At 33.6% G+C, this 5,793-nt stretch carries 4 protein-coding genes and 1 pseudogene; 1 reads left to right on the top strand and 4 read right to left on the bottom strand.

All coding sequences use genetic code 11. The features are described from left to right. Positions 1-103: 103 nt before the first annotated feature. The 3 genes from DW269_RS11985 to DW269_RS11975 form a co-directional block, all read right to left on the bottom strand. Positions 104-1,855 carry a phosphoenolpyruvate carboxykinase gene (locus tag DW269_RS11985; protein ID WP_117460203.1) on the bottom strand — a complete coding sequence of 584 codons (1,752 nt, stop codon included), beginning with the start codon at positions 1,853-1,855 and terminating at the stop codon, positions 104-106. A 195-nt stretch (positions 1,856-2,050) separates the two neighbouring features. Beyond that, positions 2,051-2,542 carry a signal peptidase I gene (gene lepB / locus DW269_RS11980; protein WP_117460201.1) on the bottom strand — a complete coding sequence of 164 codons (492 nt, stop codon included), beginning with the start codon at positions 2,540-2,542 and terminating at the stop codon, positions 2,051-2,053. Positions 2,543-2,572: 30 nt separating this feature from the next. Next, a complete protein-coding gene (locus DW269_RS11975) occupies positions 2,573-3,910 on the bottom strand; it encodes an MATE family efflux transporter (protein ID WP_117460199.1) in 1,338 nt (445 codons plus the stop codon). A 110-nt stretch (positions 3,911-4,020) separates the two neighbouring features. On the opposite strand from DW269_RS11975, the gene DW269_RS11970 reads away from it, so the two are divergent. Next, positions 4,021-4,665, top strand: a complete 645-nt coding sequence (locus DW269_RS11970) for a hypothetical protein (RefSeq protein ID WP_117460197.1) — start codon at positions 4,021-4,023, stop codon at positions 4,663-4,665. A gap of 445 nt (positions 4,666-5,110) precedes the next feature. Here the strand turns inward: DW269_RS11970 and DW269_RS11955 are convergent. Beyond that, positions 5,111-5,598, bottom strand: a pseudogene (locus tag DW269_RS11955) (Abi family protein). Positions 5,599-5,793: the final 195 nt, after the last annotated feature.

Raw genomic sequence — 5,793 nt, 5'->3', positions numbered from 1 at the left:
TTCTACAAAAACTAATTTATCTTCTTATTTCCAGTTTCTGCTTGCAATTCGGGATTTTTATATAAAAAAACACCTCAAGAATAATCTTGAAGTGTTTGAGATATTACTGTTCTTCTGGTAATTCCTTAAGATCATCATCACCAGTTACATAGTGTAAGATAGTCTTTGCAGCAGTTCTAGGGCCATCATATTCCTTACCCTTAATACCAAGTCTTGTACGAAGTACACCAACCTGTACACCCTGTTCAAACATCTTATGGAAGAATTCCTGTAATAATGGTTCTGTCTGTTCTTTTCTCTGAACTGGACCAAATGGGTTTGCGAAATAAGAGCCAACTAAACCATATTCAGTAGTAGTACCCTTAGCCATACGGTTACCAGCTCTGAATACCTTTAATGCATCTTCTTCATTGTCAAAGAATTCTAAGGCTTCACCTTCAGCTTCATAGTTATTAGCATATAAGAAGATATCTACATCATGATCAGCGATAACATCCTTATAATCAGTAATAGGAATTACGATACGTGCATTGACCTTATCTGGGTTCATGAATACAGATCTATCTAATTCCTTAAAGCTGTAACCAGCGTCTAAGTCATCAAGACGAACGAAGGCACCAACTTCTGTACCTGAAGTCTTTACTTTACCGTCAACTAATGATAAGCAACCCATATCATCATAGATAGTCTTGATATCTTCGATATAAGCTTCACCATAAGCCTTGATCTGTTCAATAGTTTCTGATTTACCAGCACCAGAGTCACCCATTACGACGATATTCTTTTCAGAACCATCATGTAACTTCATCTGGATCATAGCACCATGGATAGGTAATTTGTGGTGGTTGATGTTAGATACGTTGTGAAGTGTTAAACACATCTTCTTCATATATCCAAAGTAATCGAATTCATCACTTGCTGATAGTTTAGCAACCATCATATCGTTCTTGTCATCCTGGAAGAATGACTGGTCCTTCTTACCGTCTTCATAACCATATACATATACTAAATCTGGTTTATTATGTCTATATTCTGATTCATCAGCAAGTTCAAATAAGTTACATAAAGTAACACCCTGTGCCATAAACTTAGTATTGAAGTAAACGAAACATAATAACTTACCAACCTTTGCAGGGTAACATAACCACTGATCAGGATTAAATGTTAAGTCAGTAACTGGATTTGTTCTACTTTCTGGGAATACACCATCTCTTTTGTTTCTCTTAGAATAAGTGATAAATGGTGGATGAATAACAACCTGTTCAATGAATGGAACATCCTTTAAACATTCATAATCATCAGGTAAACCTGTAGTTAAGTGAGTAACAGTTAAACCAGCATTCACACCAGCTGTAATCTGTCTTAATACCTTATCGTTCTTACCTACAGCTCTCTGCATTGAACGATATACTTCTAATACAAGTTTTTCAAATTCTTCCTGAGCATCAGCGAACTGTACACTCTGGTAACCTGATTTCTTTGAGTCATTGAAAACAATTGCATATCTCTGAAGTTTTCTCCAGTATAAATAAATGTCTTCAATTAACTTTACGAACATATCACGATCTTCAAAATACACTGCATATTCTGGTCTTAATGCACAAACCTGTTCTGCATCAAGTACAAGTAATAACTTGAAAATGCTTCTTAAATCTCCTAATAAGAAGAAATCATCCGCATTGCGTTCATGTAAATAAATATATAACTGTGTTTCTAATCTGCGCTGATTCTTAATGAATTTCTCCAATACTTTAGAGAAAGATTCACTTTCCACTAATTCACATCTACTCTGACAGAATTCTTCAGAGAAGTTTAAGATTGCATTACCTCTAGTAATTTCGAATTTCTTAGCCATTTTTTCATCCTTTCTAAATAGATTATGCTAGCTCCTATCTACTTTAACCCCATAATAGCAGAGAAATTTACAATATGCAAAGCCTAATTTTGTAATTATCATATGTAAGCGTTATTATTTATGGAATTTAGTAAATTCCCATTTTTCGCTTGCTAAGTTAGTTAAATCTAATATGTAACATAAAAAAGACCTTTATCAAAAGGCCTTAAAGAATACTTTACCGACTATTTCTTTCTTAAAAGAAACAGCACCTATATAACGGGAATCAGTAGAATGGTTTCTATTATCCCCCATAATAAAGACATCACCTTTAGGAACTGTATAAGTCCAGTTAGTGTCTGTCATTTGTTCATTGATATATGTTTCATTGACTTTCTTACCATTACGGTAGAGTTCATGATCAATACATTCTATTGTATCACCCTGCTTGCCAATGACTCTTTTAATGATCTGTCTCTGCTGTCCTAATATATTACATTTCGCAATGACAACATCACCATATTTTACATCATCATAATGATAGAACTGCTTATTGACTAAGACAATGTTCCCTTCATGATAATTAGGTTCCATAGATTGTCCTTCTACATGAGAAATCTGGACAAAGAATAAGAAACCATATGTAAGAACTACTGTCACAAGAATAACTTTTACATATTCTAATATTGTTTGTTTCATATTTTTCATTTTAATCACCGAAACGATTATACCATAGTTTTAGGATAATTCCTTGAATAAACTAAAAATAAAGGGAATAGGAACAATGCTTGCGCATAAATCAGCTATAGGCTGAGATAAGACTAAGCCTGTAATACCCCATATGTGAGGCAATAGGATAACAAGTGGGATAAAAGCCAAGCCACTTCTTAAAGCTGCTAGGAATGTCGCTATAACGCTTCTACCAATACTTTGGAACAACATATTTGCACCAATACTAATAGCCATAAAGAATATCGCAATACATTCAAATTTCATCGCAAGCTGCGCAATAGAGAGTACTTGACTATCCTGTGTAAAGAGTAAGAGAAGCGGTTTTGTGAAGCATAAACAGATGACACTAATAATACTTAATAGAATAGTAGAAAGAGTCACAGTGAAGATAAATGCTTGTTTCAATCGATCGTATCTTTTTGCACCATAGCTAAATGCTGATACTGGCTGGAACCCCTGTCCTATTCCCACTCCTACTGAGAAGATGAGATTAGATATACGACTCACAACACTCATTGCTGCAATCGCTTCATCTCCATAGATTCCTGCCGCAAAGTTAAGAGTCATAACACTGATACTATTTAATCCCTGACGACATAATGAAGGGAATCCTACCGCAACAATACTTCCAATGACATGTTTTTCTAAACTTACATATTGCCATTTAAAACAGCTTTGTGTCTTTCCTTTGTGATACATAGAATAGAGAATGAATGCACTGATATACTGAGACAGGGCAGTAGAGAGTCCTGCACCTGTGACACCCATATGAAATATGCGCATAAAAATATAATCACCAAAGATATTAATAATAGAACCTGATGTGAGTCCAATCATTGCAAGTGATGCTTGTCCTTCATATCTTAGTATATTATTCATCACACATGATGAAGTCATAGCAGGTGCTGCAATCAAAATAAAGAAGGCATAGGCTCTTGCATAAGGTAGGATAGTTGAAGTAGAGCCCATCAAATACATAAGTGGATTTAAGAATATAAGACCTAGTATCGCAATCAAAGCACCAAAAAAGAGTGAGCCAAAAAAGCTTGTAGATGCAAATATACGTGCTTCTTCTACTCTTTTTGCCCCTAGTCTTCTTGATATATTTGCGCCTGCCCCATGTCCAAACATAAAGCCAAAGGCTTGTAATATCGCCATCAATCCAAAAACAATCCCTACTGCACCTGTAGCACTTGTCCCTACTGTAGAGACAAAGTACGTATCAGCCATGTTATATATATTAGTGACTAACATTGAGATAGTTGTTGGTAATGCGAGAGTAAGTATCAGAGAAGGGATTGGCTGCTTGATCATTCTCTCATACTGTGATTCATATTGTGTCATATAACTTTCCCCTTTTAGTTATTTATTATAAAACTACATCACACTTAAAACAATCAAGGTTCACTTTCTGAAAAAATTGTGATAATGTAAGAGATGCGAGGTATGAGAAAATGTATAAAAAAATATTAACACTAGTATTATGTGCTTTCTTTGTATTAACTGGATGTTCTTCTAAAACAGCTGTTAAATCACAAGCGAGTACATATGCAGTCCTTACTAAAAAGAAAAAGAGTGAGCTTCTTAAGATGAAGAAACACTATGATCTTATTGTAGTGAGAAGTAAAGATTTAACTACAGAAGATATGAAGGTTTTAAGAAAGAAGTCTAAACAGATTTATTTCTATATGAGTTTAAAGAAACCACATCACAAAGCTGAAACTTTAAAGGCTGATGGTATTTTTATCAGTAAGATTGATAATGCAGATGCATTAGATGCTCTTATTAAAGAAGCAAATCAGAATAAGTTAAAAGTTATTGTGAATAATGCCTATGATTATAGAGAAACTGTTTATAAGAATTCTAAGATGGTTGCAGGTGTAAACCAGACTTGTATGATGACTAAGAAACAGGGTAAGAAATATGTAAAACAGGATACTGAAGTATCAACACGCTTAAAGAAATATTTAAGCACATGTCAGGAAAAAGGTATTGCGACTTATTTAGTTGAATATACTAAAAATCTTAACTGGAGAGCTGCAATCACTGCATATTGTAAGAAGCATCATATTACTTACTACAATCCAACTATTAAATAAGACACATGGAAACATGTGTTTTTCATGTACAAAAAAGACCTCCGAAGAGGTCCATTAATAGAAAACCCGAGCAAACATCGTTTGCACAATGCCGCTACTGTAAAAGAATATCTTTTTTCATCTACTGCAATGTTACACCGTCTAAAACCAACTGTCAACTACTAATCCTAGAAATTTGAAAGTTCCTTGGACTAATTTATTTGTCTTATAATAATTAGAATTTCTATCATTTCTTCTTATCAATTTCTTCAATTCCCCACTTTCGTATAATGCAACTCCTTCACTTCTTACCATTTTCTTATGCATATACAACAACGTGATGATTTGCTGAATTCTCGCATTACTCATTTTATTCTTTCGAAAGTTAGAATTCATATGTGGAATACATATCAATTCCTTTATAATCTCTTTATTTGTATGATGTTCTGCAGTATGAGGTCTTAAATTATTCAATACAATTACTATGAGCCGCCCCATTTCTATTTTTTTTACAAGTTAATAGCCTATAATAATCATCTATCATTTCTTTGTCAGAGTATCGCTTAGCACAATAGTGATAAAATCCAACTAATTCTCCAAACGATACAATTTCAATAAATACCCAAACAGGATAATTACCTTCATACTTTTCAATAATATCTCTAATGAATCAATATATTCTTTGGCAACTTGATAACCATCCTCATCATACTCATCTATTTTTCTTAATAATTGTAGCTTCGTGTGATGTTCAATATCTAAAGCCATCTCTACTATTCTATAACGAAGACGCATATCAATGATCGACATATCAACTAGATAGGCAAACTCCAACCTAATATATTTACCCTTATTTTCTCCACCTGGATGCTTATCATAATTTTTTCTGAAAGAAGTCAACTTATAATAATTATTGTTGTACTTGAGATATTGTTTGGCTGATTCCTCATCCATGATATTGAAAAGTATTCCCTTGTCTTTCAAATGTTGAATCTGTTCATCTAGAGATAATCTTGGTTTATCATTTTCCATCATCAATCTGCCACTCAAAATGTGGTTAAATATACCCACATCGAGATAATGTAAGTTCTCACGAACATTACTTACTATGTCATCGTGTATGCTTTTGATTGACCGAAATCATATCTA

Origin of the sequence: Catenibacterium sp. AM22-6LB (assembly GCF_003435615.1) — a bacterium.
Lineage (GTDB): Bacteria > Bacillota_I > Bacilli_A > Erysipelotrichales > Coprobacillaceae > Catenibacterium > Catenibacterium mitsuoka_A.
This window is presented reverse-complemented; position numbering and strand designations above follow the sequence as displayed.